Below are 23,957 nucleotides of genomic sequence, written 5' to 3' on the forward strand. Positions count from 1 at the left end.
CCCCAGGGCCACCCCGACATCACCCCCCGCCCCGGCTTGGCCCCGGTGGCGCGCGTAGCCCAGGGCAAGCCAACCTCCACCACAGCCAACGGCATGCTGACAGCCGACCTGCCCCTCCCGACCCGCCCACGCGACGCCCCGTACACGGTCAACGACCAACTCATGGTCGCGACCGCCCGGATGATCACCGCCTGGAACCGCGAGCACGGCAGCCGGCCCCGCCCCATGCGGATCACGATGCCGGTGGACGACCGCTCCCGTGGCCTGGACATGCCCATAGGCAACGGCACCCGCCTGGTAGAAGTCCCCTACGCCCCCGAAGAGCTGGCCCACCCCGACATCCCGGCCCTACTACGCCGCACTGCCCTCCGCACCCGCACCCTGAAGGCACTCCCCCGCCCCCAACTGGGCCACGGCGCGGCCCTGCTCACAGCCCCCGTGCTGCCAGTGCCACTAAGAGCAGCGTTCACCCGCACCCTTCGCCGAACAGCGGCGCCATGGACATCGACCACCCTCCTCAGCAACATCGGCCGGGTCCCGTACCCCCTGGACTTCGGCGAAGGCGCGGGCCGCGCGACGGCCGTGTGGTTCTCGGCCCCCGCCCGCATGCCGCGCGGCCTCACGGTCACCACGGCCAGCACGGCGGGTCGCCTGCACCTGGCGCTGCGCTGGTCGGGCGTACTGCTGGGAGCCGCCGACGGCGAACGACTGCGGGACCTCTTCGCGGAGTACCTGGACGCGACGTCCGGAGACAACGCATGACGAAGACATCCCCACCCACCCTCCAGGACTTCTACGAGAACCCAGCAGTCCCCGTGGCCTCCGGCACCCCCCGCACTCTGCGCCAGGCCCGCATCCTGGCCGCAGCCCTGAGCCGGCACCCGCACCCGCACCGCCGCTCCCCAGCCACCGTCCTGGACATAGGCTGCGGCGACGGCACCGCGGCAGCCACCGCCGCACCACTCCTGCGCGGCCACCACGTCATCGGAGTCGACTGGTCACAGGACGCGCTGCGCCGCGCATCCTCGCACCTCACGCACGTAGTGAGGGGCGAACTGACCAACAACGGCCTGCCCTTCGCCACCGGCGCAGCGGACGCGATCCTCTTCAGCGAAGTAATAGAGCACCTGGTGGACCCCGACAGCGCACTGGACGAGTTACGCCGCGTCCTGACCCCCGGCGGCCACCTCATGCTCTCCACGCCCAACCTCGCCGCCTGGTACAACCGCGCCCTCCTTCTCACCGGAACCCAGCCCGTGTTCTCGGAGGTGAGCCTGCGCGCGGTGCACGGCCGCCCGGGCCGCGAGGTGGTGGGCCATCTCCGCCTCTACACGGCCCGCGCACTGCGTGAGTTCCTCACCGCCTCGGGCTTCGACGTCATCCGGATCACCGGCGCCCCCTTCCACGGCGTCCCCCGCCCCCTGCGCCCCCTGGACCGGCTGATCTGCTCCGCCGCACCCACAGCGGGGTCAATCCTGCTGGCGCACGCCCGCCGCCGCGACGGGGACTGAGGGTGATGTGGTGGGGGGTGGCAGCCGCGCTGCTGGCGAACGTCCTGTACAGCACGGGCTTCGTACTGGAGAAGCGCGCGCTGACCAAGCTCCCGGCACTGAACGTACGCCGCCCCGCCCACCTGCTCCGCCACCTTCTCGCCAGCCCACTGTGGATCGGCGGCTCACTCGCCCTGGCCGGCGGCTTCGCCGCGCAGCTCATCGTGTACAGAACCCTCCCGATGGCCGCGGCCCAAGCCCTGTTCGTCTCAGGCTTGGTGCTGCTCCTCGTCCTCTCGAATCTCTTCCTGGGCGAACGCACATCCACCCGCGAGCGCTACGCGCTGGCCGCAGTCCTCCTGGCCCTGCTCATGGTGGTCAGCTCCCTGAGCCGGCAAACAGACAGCGTCGGCCAGGACGCCCCATACCCACTGGTCCTGCTCCTCAGCGCCCTCTCCCTGGCCACAGGCCTGGCCCTGTACGTCGCCACAGAGCACCGCACGGCGCACCGCCACCGCCGGCCCACGGCAGGCGTCGAGTACGGAGTGGCGGTCGGATTCGTCTACGGCGTGAGCTCCCTGGCGATCAAGGGTGTCTCCGCGCACCTCACCACGGCCACCCTGGAAGACCCGGCCGGCGCCGCACTCACCGTCCTGACGAGCCCGTACCCGTACCTCCTCCTGATCACGGGAGCAACCGGCCTGCTTCTCTCCCAAACGGCACTCCAGCGCTGCAGGGCATCGCTGATCGTCCCCGTCTGCACCACAACATCCTGCCTCTACACGGCAGTTGCAGGAACGTTCGCCTTCGGCGAGTCACTCCCCGACGACCCGCTACTCCTGGCCTTGCACCTGACGGGAGCCACACTCGCGATAACAGCCCTCCTGACCCTCACCGCCCACCAAAAGACACCCCAGACCCCCACCACTCCCGCCCCTTCCCCGGAGTTGAGCCATGACCCCAGATGACCCCCTGCTGAAGATCCTGGCCTGCCCGCTCGACAAGGGCCCGCTCACCCTCCTCGCACCGGAGGACGCCCTCTACAACCCGCGCCTGCGCCGGCGCTACCCGATCGTCGACGGCATCCCCCAGCTGCTTCCCTCCTCAGGCGAACAGGTCCCGGAGGCCGAGCACAACCGCCTTATGACGCTCAGCGACTCCTCCTCATAGTCGCGATGAGCCGGTCGAGCGCCGCACTCAAGGGGGGGTACTCGCGGGCGAGTCCCGTGGGCATGCGGAGTGTGTCTCCAAACGAGCGCTCAGCCATCCGTCAACGCGTAACCACAGTCCGCTGCGCCGAGAAGTCGCCCCACTTCCCGTCCGGCAGCTTCGCGCGGAGCTTGATGCTGTAGCGGGTACCGGGCGGCTCGCTGACGGTGAAGTGGTACGTCGCCGTGCCCGCCGGCGGGGTCGCGCCCCACACGATCGTCGTGGCCAACTCCCCGTCGAGAAACAACTGATGCTCACGAACGACACCCCCACCCCCGACACGCGGAGGCGTCCACCGGAGCTCGATCCCGCGTACGCCCGCCTTCGTACGAGCCGTCGCCTTCAATCCCCGCGGCGCGGTGGACGGACCATCACCACGCCCCGGGGCGGTGGTCAGGTCAACGGCGTTACTGTCCCCCGACGAGTTCTCCGCGGCGTCCCGCGCCCGGACGGTGAAGGTGTAGACGGTCCCGGGCCGCAACCCCGTGATCCGGGCCGAAGTGCCGGCGCCGCGCACGCTGTGGATGCGGGAGTCCTCCTGGTAGATGTCGTACGACGTGACGCCGGTGTCGTCGGCGGACCGCCCCCAGGACAGACTCACCGCACCGGCCCCCTCGACGTGCCCCCGCAGCTTCACCGGCGCGGACGGTGCCTTCCGGTCGTCCGGCGCGAGGGCGGGGGTCCTGACGGGTACGGCCCCGCTGGGGGCGGACAGATTGCCCGCGGCGTCCCGGGCGCGGACGGTGAAGGTGTAGGCGGTGGAGGGAGTGAGCCGGTCGACGTCGATCATGTGCCGCGCCCCCGTTACGGTTTTGACCTTGGCGCCCTTCTCGTACACCTCGTAACCGGTGACCGCCTTGTTGTCCGTCGACCGGTCCCACATCACGTGGACCGAGGTGGCGCTGCCCGCCCGGGCCGTCACCCCGCCCGGCCTGGAGGGCTTCTCGGTGTCCCGTTCCGGCTCGGTCGCGGAACAGGCGGCCCCCGTCACAAACAACAACGCAGAACAGGCCAACACAGCGCATACGGTGGGGCGTTGCACGGTCAGACCCTTCATTCGAGGGCAATGGTCCAGACCTGTATGCCATGTGCGGCGATGCCCGGCAAGAGTGCGCGCACGACCCACTACTAGGCTGACGCCCCAGAACGGAACGGATCAGGAAATAGGGGGCCACCTGAATGGCGATCACGTACAGAATGCTCGACCCCCGCAGCCACACTGCGCGCGGCCGCGACAAATCCATCGCCTTCAAGCCGGGCACACCGGTCATGGTCACGGCCGACGACGGCAGGTCGAAGGACGGCCCGCGCCCCGTGGCGTACCTGCTGCGCAATACCGCCGGCGGCGGCCCCAACGCGTACCTCCCCGGCGCCCGGGAAATCCTTCTGTACGGTGACGATCAGTGCCGCGAGGTCCTCGCCACCGTGACGACCGAACACGGCACCGGCTTCGGATTCGGCGGCCCGCGCTTCGTCTACCGGGTGCTGGACCCGGACGGCACACTCATCGGCCGCATCTCACTGCGCCGCGGGCGGATCTTCCGCATCGGCCGTTCCCACTGGACCATGGACCAGGCGGGCACACCCCCTGTGCGCGGCTCGGCCGGCCGGCTGATGTGGTGGGCGCTGTGGTGGACGGTGCTCCTGCCCCTCAACATCGCGCTGGTCGTCGCCGCCTTCACCGGCATCGCGCAGGACCCGGTCACGACCCCGCGCCGCATCGTCTGGCGGGACAGCGCCGGCCGGGCCGTCATGTCCTTCCGCGGCCTGGCGGGCGACTACCGCGTCATGCAGGACCACTGGGACCCCAGGATGGTGGCGTCACTGGTGGCGATCCATCAGACGTACGTCTCGATCGCCATCAGCGACAGCACGGACTGGTATCACCGCTAGAGGCTCAGGGGCTGCGGTACACCAGCAGATACCGCCAGAACAGCAGCGTGCGCACCCCGCACCCCGGCAGCAGGTCCGCCGCCGCCCGCTTGACCTCGGCCGGCGGCATGACGGGCCGCAGAACCGGGGCCGGTGATGTCGGCCTGCCGATAGTCAGCCGGATCAGCTGGTCATGAACTCCGTGACCTCGTGCGCGAACGGGCGGGGGCGCTCCTCATGGACGTAATGGCCGGCCGGGATGGTGATCAGCCGGCAGTCGGGGATGAGCGCGGCCATGTCCGGCATCCGGTCCTGCGGCATGGAGCTGTCCGGACCGCCAGTGATGATCATGGTCGGTGCGACGATCTCGCCGAGGCTCTCCGCCCAGTCCGGGTCGGGATCGGCGATCTGGCTCGTAATGGCCGGCACGACGGGCCAGTCGTAGTCCAGCGGCGCGTCGGGGCGTACCGCCGGAGCCTCGACGGCGCCGGGGAACGGCGGCGGGGTCTCCTCCAGGACGAGCCGCTCCACGCGGTCCGAGTTGTCCTGCGCCAGCAGGCGGGCGACGATCCCGCCCATGCCGTGGCCGACCACGCCGACCCGGTCCAGCTCCAGCTCGTCGAGGAAGCCCAGTACGTCGTCCCGCATGAGCTCGACGGAGTACTCGTCGGGCCAGTCGCTCTCGCCGTGCCCGCGCAGGTCGATCGCGTAGACCCGCCATTCCTCGCCGAGCGCCTCCCCGGCCTCTTCCCAGCTCGCCGACGACGAGCCGAGTCCGTGCAGGAGCACGACCGGCGCCCCGTACGAATCGCCCCAGGTCCGATAGGCCAGTCGTACGTCGCCGACATCTACTACAGAGTGCTCACCCATGCCCCCGACGCTACAGGCCGGGGCGGGACGTTCCGACCGCCGACCGCACCCCTCGGCATACCGCACCGCCTACACACGCGCCCGGCGACCGCACAAGAGCGTGAGCAGCGCACTTCGCGCCGGAGCCTGGGCTTCCGCACGCCTGGTGACGGTAAGTACAGGTGACGATACTTTTAGTGACGAGCCGAGGTCGTGCGCGGTCGCCGCCGCGCACGAAGAAAGGGGACCACGTGATCACGACGTCACTTGCCGCACGCCTCGCCGGCGATGGCCTGCAACAGTACATGTTCGCCGCGCCCTCCACGGTGGCGGAGCGGTGCAAGGGGGTCGGCGGCGGCTGCATCAGTTCGTACGAGTGCTGCCCCGGCCTGTGGTGCGACTGGGCGTTCATCTGCGTGGTCGTCGAGGCCGAGGCAAGTCAGTGAGAGGGGAGGGAATCACGACATGAGGATCACACCGATCGGCGCACGACTGGCCAGTGACGGCTTGCGGCAGCACCTGTCCACCGCGCCCACCACGGTCGCGGCGGCGTGCAAGCCGTTCGGAGTTTCGTGCATCAGCTCGTCGGAGTGCCTGGTGCCGGTCACGCCGCCCTCGGGTTTTTACGCGTGGGTGCAGTGCGGGGAAGCGGTGGTGAGCACGTCGCTCCCGGTACGGGAGACCTACGTAGAGGTTCATCGATCGGGGCGGGACTGATGACGCAAACGCAGACGGAAACGAAGACCGTGCTGGGTGTGCCAGTGGCTGCGAGGGCACCGATGACCACTGCCCACGCTGCTCCCGGCGCCGCGCCCGCACCGGGCCCCGTACCCACGCCCGTACCCGTGCCCGCGCTGCTTCGGCCGGCGCCGGACGTGACCCTCACCCGGCTGCCGTACGGCGGTTCCGTGCTGCTCAACACGGTGACGCTGGCGCTGGCCGAGTGCGGCGAGCCCCAAGCCTTCGTCATCGACCGGCTGCTGGCCACCGGCCTGTCCATCGCCGACCGGGGCTCGCCGCCCGCGTACCTGGCCGCCGAACTGGTCGCCCACGGATGGCTGACCGTGTCCCCCTCATCCCTGTGCCCCTCGACCGTGTCCCCCACCGCAGAGCAAGAAGGGTGAACCATGTTCAGTGCATGGCCTGATGCTGTCGTGGCCGCTGTGGCCGGCCCTCTGCTGGTGGCGGGAGCGGCCAAGGTGCTCACCTCCGAGGAGAGTACGAACTGGCCGACCGGGCGGTGGTGGCCCCCCGCCCCGCTCGGGCCAAGACTGGCCGGCGCAGTCGAACTCGGCGCGGCGGCCGCCGTCGTGGCCCTTCCCGGGCGCCGGGCGGCCCTGATCGCCCTGGTCCTCTACGCCTGCCTGACCATGGTGGCGCACACGCTGCGCGGGCAGACCTGCGCCTGTTTCGGCGGGGCCGCGCGGGCCACGGTGGGGCCGCTGCATGTGGCCTGTACGGCGGCCGGGGCAGCCGGTTCCCTGGCGGCGCTCGCCGGCGGTCCCGGCGCGACGCAGGGCGGACTGCGGGCGGTTGTCTGTGTTGCCGCCGCAGCGGTCACGCTCGCGGTTCTGCTGGTTGCCGACCGGCAGGGGCTGGTGCTGGGCGGCCCGCTCGGACGGCCGGGCGGCCGGCTTGTGACGGGGCAGAGCGACGACGCGGCCGTCGACTCCACGGAACGGGTGCACGAGGTGCTGCTCTACACCTCCGTCGCGTGTCCGTCCTGCAAGTCGCTGCATCAGATCCTGGACGCCATGGAGCCCGCGCGCCGGCAGGCGGTCACCACGACCGTCCTGGGCGAGGGCGAACAACTCCCCGACTTTCTGGCCGGGTTGGGGGTCCCCGCCGCTTTCGGTCTGAACGCGACGGGAGAGGCGGTGTACGCCCCGGTCTCCGGCATCGGCGCGGTGAAGGCGCTCATCGAGTCGGTCACCATCGGGGCACCGGCGAGCAGTGCCGAGACAGCCGTGGGTGATGCAGTCCATGAACGGTGAGCAGAGATGGCGGGACCACGCGCCCCAGGAGGGGGTGTGGGCGGACGTCCGCGCACCGGCCGGTCCCTCCCTGGCCGAACGTCATCCCGCGACGGTCGCATGGCGGGACCTGATGGTGGACCCGGGGCTGAGCGGGCTGGTGCCGGGCCGCGCTGGCCCCACGCACATCGTCCTCACCGCCCGCACGCCCAAAGCACCTCCGGCCCCCAACGACGCCGCCCCCAACGACGTCGGCGAGGCCCCCGGCAAGGGTGCGGGGCGGTGGCTCCTTCCGCTGCGCGGGGTCCTGGCGACGCCCCTGGCCTGGCACCCGGACCGGCCGCTGGTCGCCGGGCTGGCCGTACGGGACCTCAGGGCCCACCCCTGGGTCGCCGACTACCGCGCCCGTACGGTCACGGTGTACGGCCAGGTCCGTGCCGCCACCGCGCTGACCGGCCTGGGGCACGCCCCTCCGGTGGCCTGGTGCGGGAGCACCCGGCTGGCGCTGCTCGTGCCCCGGGACGGTACGGACGCGGGCCGGGACTCCGGCGCCGCGCCGGCGCGCGGGGCGGTGCCGCTGCCGGTGGTGTTCGAGGCCACCGGGCCCGGCCGCATCAGCTTCGCGCCGGGAATCGAGGAGCTGAAGGCCACGGCCGCCGCGCGGGTCGCCGTACTGGACCTGGACGACGGGGAGGATCCCGTACCGCGTCCACTCAGCGGCCCGCTGCTGGTCCGGAGCGTGCGCCCCACGCCCACCGGAGAGTTCCTGGATGTCGAGTACGCCGAAGAGGCCGAGGACACCTACGCTCTGGGCCGGCGGACAACCCGCCTGAGCCTCTGTGTTCTCGGGCCGCCGCAGCCGGTGTCCGTCGGTGAACGCCCGGCGGGCGGGCCCCGGGACACGGTATGCGTCGTCGCCGAACCGCCCGGCCGGTCGCTCCCGGGGCCCCCTTCCGGCCACGCCGCTCTGCGGCTGATCCCCACCTGCTGCGCCGACGCCCCGCTGACCATGTTCGAGGGCACCGGCAGCGGGCCGCCCGGTGCGGCGGTGCTGTGGATCCGGGCCCACGAGTCCGGCCGGCCGCCGGCCACCATCACCGGCACGGGCTGCCCTGTCGCCGTACTGGATCTGCCGGTCCACTGGCCGTCCGACGCCGGCCTCGACATGCTGCACGCGCGGATCACCGGTCCCATCCGCGTCGCCATGGAGGCGATGGCCCGGCACTACGGAAACCGGAGCAGCGGCGATGTCGTCGTCGCCGGCCACAGTTTCGGCGCCACACTCGCCCTCTACGCCTTGGCTCATGTTCCGGGGCCGGTCGGCGCGGTCGTCCACAGTGGCTGTTACAACCGCACCCTCACACCCACCGGATTCCAGCAGGAACGGCGGTCGTTGTGGCAAGTCCCGGAGATCTACGAGGCCTTCAGCGCCCTGCACTTCGCCGACCTCCTCCGCGGACCGGTCCTGATCGTCCACGGCGCCGCCGACACCAACCCCGCCACGACGCCCGACCAGGCCGCCGAGCTCTACCGCGCCGTCGTCGCCACCGGAGGCCATGCCCGCCTGGTCCTTCTCCAGGTGGTGCGGCGGAAGCCACCCGGCGGGCCGGCGCGCACGTCATCCTCGACGAACCGACGGCGGCGGCAACGGGCGACGACGTGTGGCGCGTACGGCACCGGTAAGTGCCGTACGCGCCAAGTGTCGTCGTCTCAGTGGGCGGTTGCCGGGATCTGGTCCGGGATCTCCGGCTGGGTGGCGTTCTCGTCCTGGCTGTCCTTCTTGCCCAGGTGGTTGAAGGCCAGGTTGAGGACGATGGCCACCACACACCCGGTGCTGATGCCCGAGTCGAGCACCACCAGCAGGTCCTCGGGGAACGCGTGGTAGAAGGTCGGCGCCGCGATCGGGATCAGGCCGATGCCGACGGCGGCGGCGACGATCAGGGCGTTCTCGCCCTTCTCCAGCGCGGCCGTGGCAAGGGTCTGGATGCCGCTGGCCGCGACCGTACCGAAGAGGACGATGCCCGCGCCGCCGAGTACCGGCAGCGGTACGAGGGCGATGACGGAGGCCAGCACCGGACACAGGCCGAGCAGGATCAGGATGCCGCCGCCGGCGGCGACGACGAACCGGCTGCGGACCTTCGTCATGGCGACCAGGCCGATGTTCTGCGCGAAGGCGCTGCACATGAAGCCGTTGAACAGCGGGCTGATCGCGCTGCCCAGGGTGTCGGCGCGCAGGCCGCCCTCGATGGTCTTCTCGTCGGCCGGGCGGCCGACGATCTTGCCGAGGGCGAGCATGTCGGCGGTCGACTCGGTCATGCACACCAGCATCACGATGCACATGGAGATGATCGCGGCGATCTCGAACTGCGGGGCGCCGAAGTGGAGGGGGGTCGGGAAGCCCACCAGGTCGGCGTTCTTGATGGCGTCGAAGTTGGTGATGCCCACCGGGATGGCGATCAGTGTGCCCGCCACCAGACCGAGGAGGATCGCGATCTGCTGGAGGAAGCCGCGCAGCAGCTTCCGCAGGGCGAGGACGATCACGAAGGTCACGGCGGCCATGCCGATGTTGGTCATCGAGCCGTAGTCGTCGGCCTGCGGATTGCCGCCCTGCGACCAGTTGAAGGCCACCGGCAGCAGGGAGATGCCGATGAGGGTGATCACGGTGCCGGTGACGACGGGCGGGAAGAAGCGGACCAGTTTGCAGAAGTACGGGGCTGCGAAGAAGCCCAGCACACCGGCGACGATGATCGCTCCGAAGATGATCGGTATCGCGTTGTCGCCCTCGCCCTTGCCGATGGCGATCATCGGGGTCACACCGGCGAACGAGACGCCGTTGACGAAGGGGAGCTTTGCGCCGATCTTCCAGAACCCGAGGGTCTGGAGGAGGGTGGCGATGCCTGCGGTGAAGAGGCTGGCCCCCATGAGGAAGGCCGTTTCCTTGGCGTCGAGACCCACCGCGGGACCAACGATCATGGGCGGGGCCACCACACCCGCGTACATCGCGGCCACGTGCTGGAGGCCGCTGGTGAACATCTTGCCGGGCGGCAGCTTTTCGTCGACCGGGTGCTTCAGGTCGGGGCCGGACGGGGATCCGGGCTCGACGGGGGCGGATTCGGCGGATGCATCTTTGCGAAACCTGGGCTTGGCGGCCACGGCGGTTCCTCCGGTCGGTTACACGCCAGCGGGGACGTGGATGTCAGGGAGGTGGTGCGGAGTGGAGCGTTGAAGCAGGTGGTGCAGACGTGCATGACGCATGGGGGGTGTGCCGGGGGGTGGCGGTGATGCTGTGGGGTCTGTGGGCCCCGCCGGTAGCGGGCAGCGGTACCGGGGGCGTTGTCACCGTCCCCAGGGGCGCGGGCACTTGGGCCCGCACCCCCGGGCACAGCTGCCGTGGACCCCGCTCGGGTCCGCGGCCGCCGGCTGAGGGCCGTCCCCCTCAGCCGGACTTCCAGGGGGGACGATCAGCCCTGCGCGACGATCCGCGCGAGCCGCTGCGCCTGCGCCCGCGCGTCGCGGGCGATGACGTCCTCGTCCACCGTGATCAGGTGGTTGTCCTCGACGACGGGCTTGCCGTTGACGAGCGACAGGGTGACCGGAGCCGCGGCGCCGAAGACGATCGCGGTGACCGGGTCGGCGATGGTGGAGTGACCGAGACCGTCGATCTTCCACATCACCAGGTCGGCGAGCTTGCCGGCCTCCAGCGAACCGATCTGGTCGGCGCGGCCGAGCACCTGGGCTCCGCCGTACGTTCCGAGGCGCAGCGCCTGGCGGGCGTTGAGCGCCGCCTCACGGTGCGCGCCGAGGCGGTTGATGAGCAGGGCGTTGCGCAGCTCGGTGTGCAGCTCGCCCGACTCGTTGGACGCCGTACCGTCGACGCCGAGGCCGACCGGGACGCCGGCCTTCAGCATGTCGGGGACGCGGGCGATGCCTGCCGCGAGGCGGGCGTTGGAGGACGGGCAGTGGGCGACGCCCGTGCCCGTACGGGCGAAGGCGGCGATGTCGGAGTCGTTCATGTGGACGCAGTGGGCCATCCACACGTCGCTGCCGAGCCAGCCGGTCGACTCGAAGTAGTCGGTCGGGCCCATGCCGAACAGTTCCTTGCAGAACTGCTCCTCCTCGACCGTCTCGCTGCCGTGGGTGTGCAGGCGCACGCCCAGGCGGCGGGCCAGTTCGGCGCCCTGCTTCATGAGTTCGGTGGAGACCGAGAACGGCGAGCAGGGGGCGACGGCCACCTGCGTCATCGCGTCGAACGACGCGTCGTGGTGCTTCTTGACGGTCTCCTCGGTCGCGGCGAGAGCGCCTTCGAGGGTCTCGACGGCGAAGTCCGGCGGCAGGCCGCCGTCCTTCTCGCTGCGGTCCATGGAGCCACGGGCGAGGGTGAAGCGTACGCCCATGTCGGAGGCGGCCCCGATGACGGCGCCGGACAGGTCGCCCGAGCCCTTGGGGTAGACGTAGTGGTGGTCCATCGCGGTGGTGACGCCGCCGCGGGCCATCATGGCCAGCGAGCCCTGCGCGGCGGCCTTGACCATGGGCTCGTCGATGCGCGCCCAGGTCGGGTAGAGGGCGACCAGCCAGTTGAAGAGGTTGTGGTCGGTGGCCAGGCCGCGCGTGATCCACTGGTAGAAGTGGTGGTGCGTGTTGACCAGGCCGGGCGTGACCAGGTGGCCGGTGCCGTCGATCCGGCGTACGACGTTCTCCAGGCCCTCGGGGGCCTTGCCCGCACCGATCGACTCGATGCGGTTGCCGGCGACCACGACGTACCCCGAGGCGTACTCGGTGTCGTTGGCGTCGACCGTTGCGATGGCACAGTTCTCGATGATGGTGCGCGCGGCTGCCTGTGCTGCCATGGTGCGTCCTTCTCTCAGTGATGTGGGCACGGCAGGACCCTAGGAGGATTTGAGTGCCGCAGCCGCGTGGCTCCGGGTGCCGAGATGGTGAAAGAACAGGTTGAGCAGGACCGCTGCCGGTGCTCCGGCACTGATTCCGGAGCCGAGCACGGTCTGTGCCCAGGCGGGGAAATCCGTGTAGAAGGTGGGCGCGGCGAGCGGGATGATGCCCGCGCCGCCGAGTACCGGCATCGGGACGGTGGAGACGACCGCGCCGAGCACCGGGAAGGCGCCGAGGACGAGCAGGGCTCCGCCGGCGACGGCGACGACGTACCGGCTGCGTACTCGGGTGAGCGTGACGACGCCGACGTTCTGAGCGAACGCGCTGGTCGGAAAGCCGCCGAAGACCGGACCGGACAGGGTCGCGATGCCGTCGGTGCGCAGACCGCGTGTGAGGGTCTTCCCGTCGGTCCTGCGGTCGCAGATCTCACCGAGCGCCAGCATGCCGGCCGACGACTCCGTCATCAGTACGAGCATCACGCTGCACAGCGAGAGGATCGCGGCGGGCTGCTGTGTCTGCCCGGGGGACAACCCCCGGACCCCCGGCCGGAAAAGCAGCGCGGAGGAGGGGGCAGGCGCAGCACCCTGCGGCCGACTTCCGCAAAATCCGCGGTTGCTGAAAGGACCATGGACGGGCAGGAGCCCGCCGGACATGGGATCACAGAACAGGACCGCACCATGGCCCACCCGGTTCCGGCCAAAGTTGACGGCGAGGGTACTCCCGGGCCCTCGGCGCAGGCGACTGTGCGAACACGCAATCGCACCGGCCCGATCGAGTGAACCGCTAGGGCAATCTTCGCAGCGGGCCGTCGATTGCGCCGCCGCCGGGGTGCGAAAGCGGGGAACCAGGTCATCCAAGACCGTTCGGGATGACCCGCTGCGCCGAAGCCGGCTCCGGCTCTGCGCCCAGGGACGGTGACGACGCCCCCGTACTTCGGGGCGGAAAGTGAATGAGCGGCACGGACCAGCCGCAAGACGGGGCCCTGTGTGCACGACGTGGACACAGGGCCCGCCGTCGGCCCGGCATACAGGCTTTGCCATGGAGCTTCCCTCCGGTCCGGTACGCCCCCGCCCCGGTGGTGCTGCTTCGGGCGAGCGGGGGCGTACCGGTCCCGCGTCAGAGGTTGGTCATGTCGACCGGGATCTGCGGCTCGACGCCGTCCCGCAGGATGGTGGCCTCGATGAGGCCGTACGGGCGGTCGGCGGCGAAGTAGACCTCGTTGTCGTTCTTCAGCCCGAAGGGCTCGAGGTCGACCAGGAAATGGTGGTTGTTCGGCAGCGAGAAGCGGATCTCGTCGATCTCGCTCCGGCTGTTGATGACGCGCGAACCCATTTGGTACAGGGTCTGCTGGAGCGAGAGCGAGTACGTCTCGGCGAAGGCCTGGAGGATATGCTTCTTGGCCTGGGCGTACGACTTCTCCCAGTTCGGCATCCGGTCTTCGTCGCTGGTCCAGTTGTAGCGCCAGGCGGCGGAGACATCGGTGCACAGGATGCGGTCGTACGCCTCCTTGAGCGTCGTGTACCGGTCCTTGACGTAGCCCCAGAACTCCGAGTTGGTGGAGTTCATGACCGTGAGGTCCTTGAGGCCGGAGATGATCTCCCACTTCTCACCGTCGTAGGTGATCTGTGTGGTGCGCAGCTCCTGGCCCTGGCGGACGAAGGAGTGGTTGACCTCGTCCGATCCGATGAACTTGGAGTTGTTGTCCGAGGTCGCTATGCGATCCCAGGCGTACTCCTCGATCCGGATCCGGGCGCGCTGGATCGGCTCCTGCGACGTCACGAAGTGGCGGGCGAGGTGGATGCCGAACTGCTCGGCGGACTCGATGCCGTACTCCTTGGCGAACGCGTACACCGTGTTCTTGGTGGTGTCCGTCGGCAGGACGTTCGCGTTCGAGCCGGAGTAGTGCACGTCGTCCATGTCGCCGGAGAGGGCGACCGAGACGTTCAGGTCCTTGATGTGGTGGGTGTCGCCGTCCCGCGTGATCTTGACGACGCGGTTCTCTGCTTTGCCGTACTGGTTCTGGCCGAGAATCGTGGGCATGTCGGTGCTAGCTCCCTCGGTATACGGAGTAGCCGAACGGGTTGAGCAGCAGCGGTACGTGGAAGTGTTCGCCCGGTACGACGGCGAACGTGATCGCCACCTCCGGGAAGAACGCGCCGCTGTCCCTTACGCGGGGGGCGTCCTGCTGTGCCTCGGCTTGCTTCTTGGAACTGTGCTTATTGAAGAAGTACGCCTCGGTCTCGAAATCGAGACGTACGTGGGTCGTGCCTTCCGGCAGGGCCGGCAGGTCCTTGCAGCGCCCGTCCGCGTCGGTCGCGGACCCGCCGAGTGCCACCCACTCGGCGTCACTGCCACTGCGGGCGGTGAGCGAGATGGCGACGCCCTCGGCGGGGCGTCCGATGCTGGTGTCCAGAATGTGCGTGGACACCGAAGCAGTGGTCGCGGTACTCATGAGTCCTTAGTCCTCTTCTACGAGACGAGTCAGCCGGATTCGGTTGATCTTCCCGAGTTCGGTGCGCACGATCTCACGCTCCGCCTCGGCGCTGTTGCCGATCCGGACCTTCATCGCGTCACGCATCTGCTCACCGGTCGCACCGGTGGCGCAGATCAGAAAGACATGTCCGAACTTCTCCTGGTAGGCCAGGTTCAGCTCGAGCATCTCGGCTTTCAGTTCCTCGGACGCTCCGGCCATCCCCCGCTGCTCGCGGGAGGAGGTCGGGTCACCGGGCTTAGGCCGGCCGATCGGCGGGTGGCCCGCCATCGCTTCGGCCAGGTCCTCCGCGGTCAGTTCGGCCATGGCGGCGTCACTGGCGAGGAAGAGGGCTTCCGCATTGGCGTACGGGCGCTGGGCGAGCATCTTGCTCCCCCACGCCGAGCTGGCGCATACCTCGTGGAGCGCGGCCGAGGCCTCGCTGTCCGCCGAGGTATTGAACCGGGCGAGGCCCGGCGTCGAACCTGAAGTCACGGGAGCCTCCGTGGCGTGCTGGACGGGCTGCGCATAGCTAACGCCCTCAAGAACAGCTCGTCAACACTTTGTTGAAATCTTGCGAACACAAAAGCCGCCGACCCGTTGCGGGGACGGCGGCCTCTGCGAATGATCGATCAAATATGCCCAGTTACTGGACACCCCGCTACTCGCTCTTCGAGCTGTTTTCCCTGTTCAGGTAGTTGTAGACGGTGAAGCGGCTGACCCCCAGGGCGCTCGCCACCGTCTCCACCCCGTGCCGTACAGAGAAGGCCCCGCGCGCCTCCAGGATCCGTACGACCGACTGCTTCTCCTTACGGTCGAGCTCCGCCAGCGGCAGGCCGTGCCGGCGCTCCAGCGCGGCCAGGATGTGATCGAGGGAGTCCGAAAGCTGCGGAAGCCGTACCGCGACGACGTCCCGGCCCTCCCAGGCCAGCACCACATCGTCACCGCCCGCCCGCTCCGGCACCATCATTTCGCCGCCCATGGCGTCGACCAGCGGCTTGACCGCGATGACGAGGGGGTGATCGTCCGGCGCGCCGATGTCCGTCCCGCTGGGATCCGTCACTTCTCGCCCTCCCCGATCACGTTGACCTGCAACGAGACCCGGGTGGCACCCGCGGCCAATGACTTGCGCAGCAGCGCGTCGACCGCGGTCAGCACCGCGTCCGCCCCACCCTCGGCGGTGTTCCCGAAGGGACCGACATCCACAGCGTCCAGCTCGGCCACCTGGATGACCTCGCGAGCCGCCAGCGCGTGCGCCGGCGCCTCGTCGAGGTCGAAGGGCTCCGTCGTGAACTCCACTCTCAATCGCACCATGCCCCCACGTTACTGGCGGGGCCTCTTGACAGGCATCCAGGCCACCGTGCAACATTCCATCAGGCAGAAAATAACTTCCGCGATACGGAAGGAGCGCCGAAACCCTCATGGGCTACACGGACCAGCGCTTCGATGTGAACCTCTCAATCCTCTTCACGGAACTCCCGCTCGTCGAGCGCCCGGCGGCCGCCGCCGCGGCAGGCTTCAAGGCGGTCGAGCTGTGGTGGCCCTGGATCGAGACCCCCACCCCCGACCAGGCCGAGCTCGACGCGCTCAAGAAGGCGCTCGACGAGGCCGGCACCCAGCTGGTCGGCCTGAACTTCTATGCCGGACAGCTGCCCGGCCCGGACCGCGGCGCACTCTCCGTGCCCGGCGAGGAGTCGGACCGCTTCCGCGCCAACATCGACGTCGCGGCGGACTTCGCCGCCTCGGTGGGCTGCAAGGCGCTCAACGCGCTCTACGGCAACCGCGTGGACGGCGTCGACCCGGATGTCCAGGACAAGCTTGCCCTGGAGAACCTGGTGGTGGCCGCCCGCGCCGCCCACCGGGTGGGCGCGATCCTCCTGATCGAGACGCTCAACAAGCCGGAGTCGCCGCTCTACCCGCTGGTGAGCGCACCGGCCGGCATCGCGGTCGTCGACAAGGTGAACGAGGCGACCGGGCTCGGCAACGCCAAGTTCCTCCTCGACATCTACCACCTGTCGATGAACGGCGAGAACGTCTCCGACGTGATCGCGGAGTACGCCGGCAAGACCGGCCACGTGCAGATCGCCGACAACCCCGGCCGCGGCGCCCCCGGCACGGGAGACCTGCCGCTGGAAGAGCTGCTCAACCAGCTCAAGAACGCCGGTTACGACGGCTGGGTCGGCCTGGAGTACAAGCCCGGCGACCGCCCGAGCGCCGAAGCCTTCGGCTGGCTCTCGAACTGACCATATTTACGCGTGTGTTGAAACGCGTGTGTTGAAAGAGGCACCCATCATGAGCAACCTCCCCAAGATCGGATTCATCGGACTCGGCATCATGGGCTCCCCCATGTCCGAGAACCTGCTGAAGGCGGGTTACGACGTCACCGGCTACACCCTTGAGCAGCCCAAGATCGACCGCCTCGTCGCCGCCGGCGGCAAGGGCGCGTCCTCGATCGCCGAGGCCGTCAAGGACGCCGACGTCATCATCACGATGGTGCCCGCCTCCCCGCAGGTCGAGGCGATCGCGTACGGTCCGGACGGCATCCTGGAGAACGCCAAGAAGGGCGCCCTCCTGATCGACATGTCCTCGATCACCCCGCAGACCTCCATCGACCTGGGCAAGGCCGGCGCCGAGAAGGGCCTGCGCGTCCTGGACGCCCCGGTCTCCGGCGGCGAGGCCGGCGCGATCGAGGCCGTACTGTCGATCATGGTCGGCGGTTCGCAGGAGGACTTCGACGCCGCCAAGCCGGTACTCGACGCGCTCGGCAAGACCATCGTCCTGTGCGGTCCGCACGGCTCCGGCCAGACGGTGAAGGCCGCGAACCAGCTGATCGTCGCGGTCAACATCCAGGCGTGCGCCGAGGCCGTGGTCTTCCTGGAGAAGTCCGGCGTCGACCTCGAAGCCGCTCTGGACGTCCTCAACGGCGGACTGGCCGGCTCGACCGTCCTGACCCGCAAGAAGGCCAACTTCCTGAACCGGGACTTCGCCCCCGGCTTCCGGATCGACCTGCACCACAAGGACATGGGCATCGTCACCGACGCCGCCCGCAATGTCGGTGCCGCTCTCCCCGTCGGCGCGGTCGTCGCCCAGCTGGTCGCCTCGCTGCGTGCCCAGGGTGACGGTGGCCTGGACCACTCCGCCCTGCTGCGCGCGGTGGAGCGCCTCTCCGGTCAGCCCGTCCAGAGCTGACCCCCCTGATTTCCGGGCTGCGGCGGCGCTGACACCTGTCCTGTCGCGCCCAGGCGCCGCCGCCGCCCGGATTCCTCTTTTTTCGCTCCAGTCCGCGCCGATCTCTACCCTCAACTTCAACAAACTGTTGACGTCACGCTCGGTGCGTACTTACGCTCCTCACGCCGCCAGCAGATTTCCGCAGGAAGGTCCCCATGTCGAAGCGTGTGCTCACGACCGAGTCCGGCGCCCCGGTCGCCGACAACCAGAATTCCGCCTCCGCCGGTGTCGGTGGCCCGCTCCTCCTCCAGGACCAGCACCTGCTGGAGAAGCTCGCCCGCTTCAACCGTGAGCGCATCCCGGAGCGCGTCGTCCACGCCCGCGGCTCGGGTGCGTACGGCTACTTCGAGGTGACGGACGACGTCACCGGCTTCACCCGCGCCAACTTCCTCGGCGAAGTGGGCAAGCGGACCGAGACGTTCATCCGCTTCTCCACCGTCGCGGACAACCTCGGTGGCGCGGACGCGGTCCGCGACCCGCGCGGTTTCGCGCTGAAGTTCTACACCGAAGAGGGCAACTACGACCTCGTCGGCAACAACACCCCGGTGTTCTTCATCAAGGACCCGATCAAGTTCCCCGACTTCATCCACTCCCAGAAGCGCGACCCCTTCACGGGCAAGCAGGAGCCGGACAACGTCTGGGACTTCTGGGCGCACGCCCCCGAGGCGACGCACCAGATCACGTGGCTGATGGGTGACCGCGGCATCCCCGCGTCGTACCGCCACATGAACGGCTACGGCTCGCACACCTACCAGTGGACGAACGCCCAGGGCGAGGCCTTCTTCGTCAAGTACCACTTCAAGACGAACCAGGGCATCCGCTCGCTGTCGTCCGAGCAGGCCGCCGAGCTCGTCGGCAAGGACGCCAACTCGCACCAGACGGACCTGCTCCAGGCCATCGAGCGCGGTGTGAACCCGTCCTGGACGCTGTACGTGCAGATCATGCCGGCAGCCGAGGCCCCGGACTACCGCTTCAACCCGTTCGACCTGACGAAGGTGTGGCCGCACGCGGATTACCCGCTCCAGCGGGTCGGCCGGCTGGTCCTCGACCGGAACCCGGACAACGTGTTCGCCGAGGTCGAGCAGGCCGCGTTCTCCCCGAACAACTTCGTTCCGGGTATCGGCCCTTCGCCCGACAAGATGCTCCAGGGCCGCCTCTTCGCCTACGCGGACGCCCACCGTTACCGCCTCGGTGTGAACCACACCCAGCTGCCGGTGAACGCCCCGAAGGCGGCTGCTGCCGACAACTACGGCCGGGACGGCGCCATGGCGACCCGCTACGGCTCGCGCTACGACAAGAACTACGAGCCCAACTCGTACGACGGTCCGGCGCAGACGGACGCGGCGCTCTCCGCCCCGCTGGCACTGGCCGGCTGGACCGGCACGCACGCCGCCGCCGTCCACGTGAAGGACGACGACTTCTTCCAGGCCGGTGAGCTCTACCGCCTGATGTCGGACGAGGAGAAGTCCCGCCTGATCGCGAACATCGCCGGTGGCCTCTCGCAGGTCAGCCGCGACGACGTGATCGAGAAGAACCTCGCGCACTTCCACGCCGCTGACGCGGAGTACGGCAAGCGCGTCGAGGAAGCGGTCCGCGCCCTGCGCGAGGACTAGAACACCAAGACCGCGCGGCGGGTCTGACGGGAGGTCAGGCCCATCGCGCAGTCCGTACCGACGGCCCGAATGAGGGGTGGCCGGCGTTACGGACGGAAGGTGCCGCGGCGGCGTGCGAGCCAGTGCGGTGGTCAAGGCTCAAGGAACGTCCTCCTCGACCTGAGGGGAGGACGCCCGAAAGCTCATCGCCCACCGCCGCGGAACCCCTTCCTCCCTCAGCTCCGCCCGACGGCGCGAACGTCCTGTCGCGCCAGTCTCGTGCCGTCGGGCGGCATCAGCTTCCCTGCCAGGGCGCGGGGTGCGTACGGACGGTCCCGTACGCACCCCGCGCCCTTCAGGCGTTCGTCAGCCGACCGACACCGCCGCCTCCACGGCGTGGGCCGTCACCGGGGTGGCCCGCACCCACCGGCCGATGGCGGTCTCGGCCGTGATGCCGGGCCCGAACCCGGCGATGAGCCCGCCGGCTCCGTTCTCGACGGTGCCCTCCTCGAACAGCCGGGCCAGCGCGTCGAAGACCACCGAGCTGGCGATGTTCCCGCGTTCGGTGAGCGTGGCCCGGCTGAACCGGAACATCTCCGGCGGGAGGTTCAGGTAGTGGCACAGGTCGTCCAGGATGCGCGGCCCGCCCGCGTGGACGATGAAGAAGTCCATCTGAGCGACCTCCCAACTGTGCTGCGCTACAAGTGACTTGAGCGCCGGGGCCAGCATCTCCATGGTTCCCGGGACCCGCTTGTCCAGAAGGAAGTGGAACCCGGTGTCCCGGACGGCGTACGAGATCCAGTCCTCCGTATTGGGTACGAGATGGGAGCCGTTGCGCTCGATCCGCATCCCGACGCCGCCCTGTCCCCGCACCACGGCCGACGAGATCGCGTCGCCGAACAGGCCGTTGGAGAGCAGCGAGCCCACCCCCAGGTCGGTCGGCTGGTAACACAGCGAGCAGAACTCGCAGGACACGATCAGCACATTGGCCTGCGGATACGCGGTACAGAAATCATGCGCGCGGTTGATCGCCGCACCGCCCCCCGCGCAACCGAGTTGGGCGATGGGCAGCTGTCTGGTCTCCGAGCGGAAGCCCATCGTATTGATCAGCCAGGCGGTCAGCGACGGCATCATGAAGCCGGTGCAGGAGACATAGACGATCAGGTCGATATCGCCGGGCTCCACCTCGGCGTGGGCGAGCGCCTGGCGGACGACGCCGGGAACACGCGCCTTGGCCTCGGCCTCGTACAGCTGATTGCGGATCTCGAATCCGGGGTGCCGCAGGGTGTCTTCGATCGGCTGCACGATATGTCGGGTGCGCACCCCCGTGTTCTCGATAAGGCGCAGAACGAGGTCCCGCTGCGGATGGTCCGCGTGCGTCTCACGGGCCAGCGCGAGCGTCTGCTCCATCGTGATGACGTGGTCGGGTACGGCGACGGACGGTCGGCACAGTGTGGCCATGGATTTTCCTTGTCTCATGCCGGGCAGCGGTATCGCCGGGCGGTCGTCACCACGGGGCGGTCGTCACACGGGTGGTCGTCACCACGTGACGGGCAGGCCAAGCGGATAGCGCCAGATCGAGGTCGTGTTCCAGCGCACCTCCGCCGGCTCCACCGCCAGCCGCAGCCCGGGGAAGCGGTCAATGAGCGCGGCGAACACGACCTCCAGTTCCATCGCGGCGAGGGGCGCCCCGAGGCAGTGGTGCGCTCCCCAGCCGAAAGTCATGTGGGGAACGGTGGGCCGGTCCACGTCCAGCTCGTCGGGCCGGTCGAACTTCCGCTCGTCCCGGTTGGCGGTGAGGTACGAGACGTGGACGACGTCCCCGGCCCGGATCAGCACCCCGCTCAGCTCCACGTCCTCGGTGGCGATCCGCGGGATGCCGACGCCCTTGCGGAAGGGGATGAAGCGCAGAAGCTCATCGATCGCCGCCGGGAGGACCGAGAGACGCGCACGGAGTGCGTCGAGCACGTCCGGGCGAGTGAGCAGCGTGTACGCGATGTTCCCGATCTCGTACGTCGTGGTGTCCTGCCCCGTGATGAGCAGAACCATCGACATGACCGCCAGCTCGTCGTCGTCGAGGAGTTCCGCACCGTCGCGGGCGGTGGCCAGCGTGCTGATCACGTCGTCGCCGGGGGCGCGGCGCCGCTCGGCGCTGAGCTCGGCGAAGTAGGCGCGCAGCTCGGCCTTGGAGCGGACGGCCGCCTCCCGGTTGTCGGCGCTCACATTCATCATGGTGAGTGCGTGGGCGCGCAGCCGCGGCCGGTCGTCCTCGGGGATGGCGAGGACCTCACAGATCGTCATGAGCGGTAGGGGCGCCGCCACATGTTCGACGAGGTCGGCGGGTGAGCCGAGGTCCTCCATCCGGTCGAGCATCCGGTCCACGACGCTCTGGGTCCGCTGCCGCATCCGCTCCACATGGCGCGGCGCGAAACTCTTGGCGACCAGGCTGCGCAGCCTGCTGCTCGCCGGCGGGTCCATCAGGTTGATCGACTCGGACTGCACGATCGGCTCGGGTGTCATCCGCGGGAAGTCGCGGCCCTTGACCGCGCTGCGGCTGAACCGCCGGTCGGTGGTGACGGTGCGCACGTCCTCGTAGCGTGTGACGAGCCAGGCCTCGCCGTCGCCGTACGGCATCCGGATGCGGGCCACGGGTTCGGTCTCCAACAGCTGCCGGAGCTGGGGGTCGAACTCGAGGGCCTCCGCGTAGTCGAAGGGACAGCTCCATACGGTGCCGGTGGTCTCCACGTTGCTCCAGACGGTGTGCGGTCGATGTCCGACACACATCCCCAAACGGGGGGACGGTCATGTCCCCATGCGGGTTAATTAACCGATTAGAGGGAGATTCGGACTTCAGCGCGGACACTTGGGAAGAGACGACTGCGACCCGGGCGGCATCGACCGGCGTACCGGCTTGAAGTAGTGGGCCAGCGCCCAGTCCGCGACGCGGTTGCCGGCCTCGCACCCGGCGATGTCCGCGCTGCGGAAGTGGATTCCGCCCCACACCCGGGCGTCGACCATGTCCTTGTTGAACCGGTCGGCGTGCTCGTAGTGCCGTGTGGTGGCAATGGCCTCGGAGCGGACGTTGAGGTCGAGGCGTGAGGTGCCGAGAACCCCGGCCACGGTCCGCAGTACGGCGCCGGCGACCGCCGCGTGGCCGCTGATGTACTCGGGGTGCGGGGGCGTGACGAGCAGCGGCTGCCACTGCGGGTCGGCTTCGGTCTCGGGGTTGTCGTCGGTGTCGGCCTGGTGGATGGCGGTGACCGGCCGCCAGAGTGCGTAGTGGAGCTTGGAGTCCCACGCCGTGACGACCGCGTCGGCCGCCGAGGTGTTCGCCGCCGCGAACAGCCGCGCCGTGTCGGCGATGCCGAGACGGTGCCGGGCTGCGTAGTCCCGGAAGGCTGTCTGGAACTGCACCATCAGATTGCCCCCGAAGAAGAGGGCGGTCTCGGTCTGGTGGGCCGTTCTGCTCGATCCCGTCTTCGCCCCCATGGCCTTGACCTCGTTCACGTCCCGGGCGTAGCGGGCCGAGGACAGAGCGGGCGGCCCGCCGGGACGGAACTGGTCCCCGGCCTCGAGCAGCAGCGGGCGCATCGTGCCGAGCCAGGCGTCGAGATACGGCGGATGGGCGGGCGGGGTGGGCCGCCAGACGCCGGGTGCGGGGGAAGCGGTGTACTCGATCGGTTCGAACCGGCCGTCTCCCTCGCGAAGGCGGATGATGCGGTCTGCGGCGCGTTCGCCGTAGGCCACGCCCTGGTCCTCCGCGCGGCCGTCGGGGATCTTGGCGAGGGACTTGGCGTACTCGGTGTCGAGCCGGGACTGGGACGCGGGGAAGTAGGCGAGCAGCACGCGGTGGGCGGCGGTCACGGCCGCCGCCTCGGGTGATGCGGTGGAGGACCCTCTCGCATTCCACTTGTACAGGGCGTACCGGCCCTGGATGCCGACCACCGCGTTGTAGACGGCGGCGGAGACGAACCCGTGCCAGACGGCCACCTGCCCGGAGGGGTGCATGGCGCCGAGGTTGGCGGTGATGGTCTGGGTGGTGATGGCGTTCCAGTGGCGGACCGCCGCGGGGTTGGCCGAAGGCGCCTGGCGGCTGTCGGCGGCGGCTGTGGGTCCGGCCGTGCCGGGGACGGCTACGAGTGCGAGCGACGCAACGACGCCGATGACCGCTCGTACGCCCGGACGGGACGGCAGGGGGCAGTTCAGGCGCACGGGGGCACTCCCTCGAAGCGGCATGACCGTATATGCGCACCGGGTGTGGTGCTGGAACAAGATCAACCGCTGCGTCCCGGCTCCGCAAGCCGAAGGACGCGCAGGAGTAGCCGCCAAAGCGCCCAAGACCCGGCCTGCTGGAGCAGGCCGGGTCTTGGGACAGGCAGGGGCGCGG

23 protein-coding genes and 3 pseudogenes are annotated in these 23,957 nt (G+C 69.5%); 13 read left to right on the forward strand and 13 right to left on the reverse strand.

Annotated features, from left to right (window positions below):
* From J7E89_RS11730 to J7E89_RS11745, 4 genes and pseudogenes are all read left to right on the forward strand, one after another.
* Positions 1–762 (forward strand): annotated as a pseudogene (locus tag J7E89_RS11730) (condensation protein); the annotation flags it as partial.
* Positions 759–1,511: a bifunctional 2-polyprenyl-6-hydroxyphenol methylase/3-demethylubiquinol 3-O-methyltransferase UbiG gene (locus tag J7E89_RS11735; protein WP_214972409.1), complete on the forward strand. Its 753-nt coding sequence runs from the start codon at positions 759–761 to the stop codon at positions 1,509–1,511. The pseudogene J7E89_RS11730 and the gene J7E89_RS11735, both read left to right, overlap by 4 nt.
* 17 nt (positions 1,512–1,528) lie before the next feature.
* Positions 1,529–2,458 (forward strand): DMT family transporter, encoded by a 930-nt coding sequence (locus tag J7E89_RS11740; RefSeq protein WP_214972411.1) that lies wholly within the window; start codon positions 1,529–1,531, stop codon positions 2,456–2,458.
* Positions 2,445–2,660, forward strand: coding sequence for a Trm112 family protein (locus tag J7E89_RS11745; RefSeq protein ID WP_214972414.1), 216 nt, complete (start codon positions 2,445–2,447; stop codon positions 2,658–2,660). Before J7E89_RS11740 ends, J7E89_RS11745 begins: the two co-directional genes overlap by 14 nt.
* A gap of 100 nt (positions 2,661–2,760) precedes the next feature.
* On the opposite strand, the gene J7E89_RS11750 is transcribed toward J7E89_RS11745, so the two are convergent.
* Positions 2,761–3,756, reverse strand: a complete 996-nt coding sequence (locus J7E89_RS11750) for a fibronectin type III domain-containing protein (protein WP_214972417.1) — start codon at positions 3,754–3,756, stop codon at positions 2,761–2,763.
* A 122-nt stretch (positions 3,757–3,878) separates the two neighbouring features.
* Here J7E89_RS11750 and J7E89_RS11755 point away from each other — a divergent pair, with 122 nt between their 5' ends.
* Positions 3,879–4,592 (forward strand): hypothetical protein, encoded by a 714-nt coding sequence (locus J7E89_RS11755; RefSeq protein ID WP_214972420.1) that lies wholly within the window; start codon positions 3,879–3,881, stop codon positions 4,590–4,592.
* 162 nt (positions 4,593–4,754) lie between these two features.
* On the opposite strand, the gene J7E89_RS11760 is transcribed toward J7E89_RS11755, so the two are convergent.
* The gene (locus J7E89_RS11760) at positions 4,755–5,441 is read right to left on the reverse strand and encodes an alpha/beta fold hydrolase (protein ID WP_214972423.1); all 687 of its coding nucleotides are present in this window, start codon (positions 5,439–5,441) and stop codon (positions 4,755–4,757) included.
* A 230-nt stretch (positions 5,442–5,671) separates the two neighbouring features.
* On the opposite strand from J7E89_RS11760, the gene J7E89_RS11765 reads away from it, so the two are divergent.
* From J7E89_RS11765 to J7E89_RS40765, 5 genes and pseudogenes are all read left to right on the forward strand, one after another.
* Positions 5,672–5,866: a hypothetical protein gene (locus J7E89_RS11765; RefSeq protein WP_214972426.1), complete on the forward strand. Its 195-nt coding sequence runs from the start codon at positions 5,672–5,674 to the stop codon at positions 5,864–5,866.
* A gap of 19 nt (positions 5,867–5,885) precedes the next feature.
* Positions 5,886–6,137 carry a hypothetical protein gene (locus J7E89_RS11770; protein ID WP_214972429.1) on the forward strand — a complete coding sequence of 84 codons (252 nt, stop codon included), beginning with the start codon at positions 5,886–5,888 and terminating at the stop codon, positions 6,135–6,137.
* Between the two features lie 62 nt (positions 6,138–6,199).
* A complete protein-coding gene (gene adfB, locus J7E89_RS11775) occupies positions 6,200–6,544 on the forward strand; it encodes an actinodefensin-associated protein B (RefSeq protein ID WP_214972432.1) in 345 nt (114 codons plus the stop codon).
* Positions 6,545–6,547: 3 nt separating this feature from the next.
* Positions 6,548–7,414, forward strand: coding sequence for a hypothetical protein (locus tag J7E89_RS11780; RefSeq protein WP_214972435.1), 867 nt, complete (start codon positions 6,548–6,550; stop codon positions 7,412–7,414).
* 1,192 nt (positions 7,415–8,606) lie between these two features.
* Positions 8,607–8,951, forward strand: a pseudogene (locus J7E89_RS40765) (alpha/beta hydrolase family protein); the annotation flags it as partial.
* A gap of 152 nt (positions 8,952–9,103) precedes the next feature.
* On the opposite strand, the gene J7E89_RS11785 reads toward J7E89_RS40765, so the two are convergent.
* The 8 genes and pseudogenes from J7E89_RS11785 to J7E89_RS11820 all read right to left on the reverse strand — a co-directional run bounded on the left by J7E89_RS11785 (position 9,104) and on the right by J7E89_RS11820 (position 16,061).
* Positions 9,104–10,546: a nucleobase:cation symporter-2 family protein gene (locus tag J7E89_RS11785; protein ID WP_214972439.1), complete on the reverse strand. Its 1,443-nt coding sequence runs from the start codon at positions 10,544–10,546 to the stop codon at positions 9,104–9,106.
* A 308-nt stretch (positions 10,547–10,854) separates the two neighbouring features.
* On the reverse strand, positions 10,855–12,240 hold the full coding sequence (locus J7E89_RS11790; RefSeq protein WP_214972442.1) for an 8-oxoguanine deaminase: 1,386 nt from the start codon (positions 12,238–12,240) through the stop codon (positions 10,855–10,857).
* A 39-nt stretch (positions 12,241–12,279) separates the two neighbouring features.
* Positions 12,280–12,789, reverse strand: a pseudogene (locus tag J7E89_RS11795) (solute carrier family 23 protein); the annotation flags it as partial.
* A gap of 607 nt (positions 12,790–13,396) precedes the next feature.
* Positions 13,397–14,320, reverse strand: coding sequence for a factor-independent urate hydroxylase (gene pucL, locus J7E89_RS11800; protein ID WP_214972445.1), 924 nt, complete (start codon positions 14,318–14,320; stop codon positions 13,397–13,399).
* A gap of 7 nt (positions 14,321–14,327) precedes the next feature.
* Positions 14,328–14,732 (reverse strand): hydroxyisourate hydrolase, encoded by a 405-nt coding sequence (uraH, locus tag J7E89_RS11805; protein ID WP_214972447.1) that lies wholly within the window; start codon positions 14,730–14,732, stop codon positions 14,328–14,330.
* A gap of 6 nt (positions 14,733–14,738) precedes the next feature.
* Entirely contained in the window at positions 14,739–15,245 is a 507-nt protein-coding gene (gene uraD / locus J7E89_RS11810) for a 2-oxo-4-hydroxy-4-carboxy-5-ureidoimidazoline decarboxylase (protein ID WP_214972448.1), read from the reverse strand.
* Positions 15,246–15,411: 166 nt separating this feature from the next.
* Entirely contained in the window at positions 15,412–15,789 is a 378-nt protein-coding gene (locus J7E89_RS11815; protein ID WP_308315443.1) for a helix-turn-helix domain-containing protein, read from the reverse strand.
* Positions 15,790–15,809: 20 nt separating this feature from the next.
* On the reverse strand, positions 15,810–16,061 hold the full coding sequence (locus J7E89_RS11820) for a hypothetical protein (protein ID WP_214972516.1): 252 nt from the start codon (positions 16,059–16,061) through the stop codon (positions 15,810–15,812).
* 110 nt (positions 16,062–16,171) lie between these two features.
* Between J7E89_RS11820 and J7E89_RS11825 the strand changes: the two genes are divergently transcribed.
* From J7E89_RS11825 to J7E89_RS11835, 3 genes are all read left to right on the forward strand, one after another.
* Positions 16,172–16,993 (forward strand): TIM barrel protein, encoded by an 822-nt coding sequence (locus tag J7E89_RS11825; protein WP_214972450.1) that lies wholly within the window; start codon positions 16,172–16,174, stop codon positions 16,991–16,993.
* A 46-nt stretch (positions 16,994–17,039) separates the two neighbouring features.
* The gene (locus J7E89_RS11830; protein ID WP_214972518.1) at positions 17,040–17,939 is read left to right on the forward strand and encodes a 2-hydroxy-3-oxopropionate reductase; all 900 of its coding nucleotides are present in this window, start codon (positions 17,040–17,042) and stop codon (positions 17,937–17,939) included.
* A gap of 194 nt (positions 17,940–18,133) precedes the next feature.
* Positions 18,134–19,591, forward strand: a complete 1,458-nt coding sequence (locus tag J7E89_RS11835) for a catalase (protein WP_214972452.1) — start codon at positions 18,134–18,136, stop codon at positions 19,589–19,591.
* Between the two features lie 345 nt (positions 19,592–19,936).
* Here J7E89_RS11835 and J7E89_RS11840 read toward each other — a convergent pair whose 3' ends face one another.
* The 3 genes from J7E89_RS11840 to J7E89_RS41790 form a co-directional block, all read right to left on the reverse strand.
* The gene (locus tag J7E89_RS11840) at positions 19,937–21,031 is read right to left on the reverse strand and encodes a type III polyketide synthase (protein ID WP_214972454.1); all 1,095 of its coding nucleotides are present in this window, start codon (positions 21,029–21,031) and stop codon (positions 19,937–19,939) included.
* A gap of 78 nt (positions 21,032–21,109) precedes the next feature.
* Positions 21,110–22,315: a cytochrome P450 gene (locus J7E89_RS11845; RefSeq protein WP_374196807.1), complete on the reverse strand. Its 1,206-nt coding sequence runs from the start codon at positions 22,313–22,315 to the stop codon at positions 21,110–21,112.
* 105 nt (positions 22,316–22,420) lie between these two features.
* Entirely contained in the window at positions 22,421–23,782 is a 1,362-nt protein-coding gene (locus J7E89_RS41790) for a vanadium-dependent haloperoxidase (RefSeq protein ID WP_308315440.1), read from the reverse strand.
* Between the last annotated feature and the right edge of the window lie 175 nt (positions 23,783–23,957).

Source organism: Streptomyces sp. ISL-100 (assembly GCF_018614615.1).
Taxonomy (GTDB): Bacteria; Actinomycetota; Actinomycetes; order Streptomycetales; family Streptomycetaceae; genus Streptomyces.